1 protein-coding gene is annotated in these 3,882 nt (G+C 70.5%); it reads left to right on the top strand.

Annotation, left to right across the window (positions count from 1 at the left end; genetic code table 11):
* A partial coding sequence (locus ABZS61_RS34605) for an SDR family NAD(P)-dependent oxidoreductase (RefSeq protein ID WP_356430436.1) occupies positions 1–3,882 on the top strand: 3,882 nt, incomplete at both ends.

Genomic DNA, 3,882 nt, shown 5'->3' with positions numbered 1-3,882 from the left:
GCGCTGGTGCAGCGGCTGCGGTCGGTTCCCGAGGGCCGGCGGTTGCCGATGCTGCTGGAGTTGGTGCGCGGCAGCGCGGCGACCGTGCTGGGGCACGCTTCGGCCGACGCGATCGGTGAGCGGCAGGCGTTCAAGGACCTGGGCTTCGACTCACTCACCGCGGTGGAACTCCGCAACCGACTGACCGCAGCCACAGGCCTGCGACTGGCGGCGACATTGGTGTTCGACTACCCCAACCCGGCTGTGCTGAGCGATTACCTGGCCCGGCAATTCTTCGGCGCTCAGGAGCCGGTGCCGACGTCGCCGGCCCGTGTTGTGCCAATCGACGAACCGTTGGCGATCGTAAGTATGGCGTGCCGTTTCCCGGGCGAGGTCACGTCCCCCGATGAGCTGTGGGACCTGGTCACCGGCGGGGTGGACGGTATGTCGGCGTTCCCGGCGAATCGAGGCTGGCCGGCCGAGGTGCCCGGGGGTGCCGCCGGCCTCGGCGGATTCGTTCATGACGTGGACCGGTTCGACCCCGCCTTGTTCAACATCTCGCCGCGCGAGGCCGTCGCCATGGATCCGCAGCAGCGGTTGCTGCTGGAGGCCGCGTGGGAGACGTTCGAGTCGGCGGGCATGGACCCGCGTTCTCTGCGGGGCCGCAGCGTGGGTGTGTTCGCGGGGGCTTCGTCGTCCGGATACAGCGTCCCTGGAGCGCTGGGCGCAGACGGCCATTTGCTGACCGGTAACGCGCCGAGTGTGATTTCCGGTCGCGTCGCCTATGTGTTCGGCCTGGAAGGTCCGGCCGTCACTGTGGACACGGCATGCTCGTCCTCCCTGGTGGCGTTGCACTGGGCGGGGCAGGCGCTCCGCGCCGGCGAGTGCGAACTCGCCCTCGTCGGCGGTGTGTCGGTGATGGTCACGCCGGGCATGTTCGCGGAGTTCGACCGGCAGGACGGGCTGGCCGCGGACGGCCGCTGCAAGTCGTTCGCGGCTGCCGCGGACGGGACGGGCTGGGGCGAGGGCGTCGGTGTACTGCTGGTGGAGCGGCTGTCGGACGCACAGCGCAACGGCCACAGGATTCTCGCGGTGGTGCGGGGCAGCGCGGTGAACCAGGACGGTGCGTCCAACGGTCTGACGGCGCCGAACGGCCCGTCGCAGCAGCGGGTGATCCGCCAGGCACTGGCCAACGCGCGGCTCACCGGCGCCGACATCGACGCCGTGGAGGCCCATGGGACGGGTACGCGGCTCGGTGATCCGATCGAGGCGCAGGCGCTGCTGGCCACGTACGGTCAGGAGCGGGGCGAGAGCGGCGAGCCGTTGTGGCTGGGTTCGGTGAAGTCGAACATCGGCCATACGCAGGTGGCCGCGGGTGCGGCCGGTGTGATCAAGATGGTGATGGCGCTGCAGCACGGTGAGCTCCCGGCGACGCTGCATGTGGATGAGCCGTCGCCCCAGGTGGACTGGTCGGCGGGCGCGGTGGAACTGCTGACCGAGGCGCGTCCCTGGCCCGATGCGGGCCGTCCGCGCCGCGCCGCGGTGTCTTCGTTCGGCATCAGCGGCACCAACGCGCATGTGATCCTCGAGCAGGCTCCGGAGTCCGAACCCACGGCGCTCGATGCGACGCCGAAGGCGCCCGGGCTGGTGCCGTGGGTCGTGTCGGCGAAGTCCGAGCCCGCGCTGCGGGCGCAGGTGGAGCGGCTTCGGTCGTTCGTAGCCGTGCGGTCCGAGCTGGATCCGGTGGACGTCGGCTGGTCGCTGGCGACGACGCGTGCCGCGCTGGAGCATCGCGTGGTGCTGTCATCCGGCGGGGACGTGCTTGCCGCGGGTCCGGCCGCCGAGGGGCGGACTGCCTTCCTGTTCACCGGTCAGGGTTCGCAGCGTGCCGGGATGGGCCTGAGTCTGTACGAGGTGTTCCCGGTGTTCGCGGAAGCCTTCGACGCGGTCTGCGCACGGCTCGACGGACGCCTGGAACGCCCGCTGCGCGAGGTCCTCACCGACGGCACGGACCTCGACCACACGATGTGGGCCCAGGCCGGCCTGTTCGCCCTCGAAGTTGCTCTGTTCCGGCTGGTCGAATCCTGGGGGGTCACCCCGGACGTCCTGCTGGGACACTCCCTGGGCGAGATCACCGCCGCGCACGTGTCAGGCATCCTCGACCTGGACGACGCCTCCACGCTGGTTGCCGAACGTGGCCGGCTCATGCAGGCACTGCCCGCCGGCGGCGGCATGCTCGCCGTGCAGGCCACCGAAGCCGATGTCGCGGACTCCGGTCTGGACGTCGCCGCCGTCAACGGCTCGAACTCCGTCGTGCTCTCCGGCGACGTCGACGCCATTGAACGGTATGCGGCCGTGTGCGCGGACCGCGGCCTGCGGTTCAACGTGCTGTCGGTGTCGCACGCCTTCCACTCGGCCCTGATGGAGCCGATGCTCGAGGAGTTCGCCAGGGTGCTGGACGGTATCGCGTTCCGCCCGGCGCAGATCCCGGTCGTGTCGAACCTGACGGGTGCTGTGGCCGAACCGGGTCTGATGCAGGAGCCCCGATACTGGCTCGGTCAGGTCCGTCAGGCCGTCCGTTTCGCCGAGGGTCTCGCGACGACTGCAGAACTCGGTGTCTGCCGCTACGTGGAGATCGGTCCGGACGGAGTCCTGTCAGCGATGGCTCAAGAGGCGAGGGCAGAAGCGGAGTTCGTGCCGATGCTGCGCAAGAACCGAGAGGAGGTCGAGACTGCGGTCACGGCGGCCGGCCGGTTGTGGACGTCCGGAGTCGATGTCGCTTGGACGGCGCTGTTTGCTGGTTGGGGCGGCAGGGTGGTGGATCTGCCGACCTACGCCTTCCAGCGTGAGCGGTTCTGGCCGGAGCTTTCGGTGACGGTTGCTGCGGGTAGCGGTGGCGGTGAGCTGGTGGATGCCGCGTTCTGGGATGCGGTGGAGCGTGAGGACCTGGAGGAACTCGCGGGTCTGGAGTCGGCACTGCCGGCCTTGTCCGCGTGGCGACAGCGCCACCAGGAACAGTCGACGCTCGACTCGTGGCGTTACCGGATTTCCTGGAAGCCGCTGGACGGCCTGTCGTCGTCGGCGGTCCTGGCCGGGGTGTGGGCGGTCGTCGGCACCGAGGACCCTGAGGTGTCCGCGGCGTTGGAGGCTGCGGGTGCGACCGTGGTCGGTCTTTCGGTCGAAGAAGTGTCGGGGCTGCCTGGTTTGGCCGGTGTGGTCTTGTCCGCGTCGGGGTGGGCGGAGACACTCGCGGTGGTGCAGGGGCTGGGTGAGGTCACGGCACCGTTGTGGGTGTTGACCCGGGGTGCGGTGTCGGTGGGTGATCTGGACCGGCTCGGCGATCCGGACCTGGCGGCGGTGTGGGGCTTGGGCCGCGTGGCGGCACTGGAGTTCCCGCAACGCTGGGGTGGTCTGATCGACCTGCCCGCAGTCGTGGACTCGGTGATCGCCGAGCGGCTTGTCCAGGTCCTGGCTTCTGGTGGTGGTGAGGATCAGGTGGCGGTCCGCGAGTCCGGGGTGTTGGCCCGGCGGCTGGCCCGTGCGACATCTGCCGCAGTGGCGGGGACCCCGTGGAACCCGGATCCGTCGGGCACCGTGCTGGTCACCGGCGGCACGGGCGCTTTGGGTGTGGAGGTGGCCCGGTGGCTGGCGGGTCGGGGTGTGCCGCACCTGGTGCTGACCAGCCGCGGCGGCGTCGCCCCGGCCGGTCTGGTCGAGGAACTGGCCGAGCTGGGCGTACGGGTCACGGTCGCCGCCTGCGACGTGGCCGACCGCGATGCCCTGGCCGCGGTGATCGCCGGTGTTCCGCAACAGTGGCCGCTCACCGGCATTGTGCACGCGGCCGGTCTCGACCTCCCGCAGCGGCTCGAGGAAGCCACCCCCGAGGCTTTCGCCTCGGTGCTG

It is taken from the genome of Streptomyces sp. NPDC005566, from assembly GCF_040605575.1.
Lineage (GTDB): Bacteria > Actinomycetota > Actinomycetes > Streptomycetales > Streptomycetaceae > Streptomyces.
The sequence above is the reverse complement of the archived record's forward strand: the minus strand, read 5'-3'. Positions and strand labels throughout refer to the sequence as shown.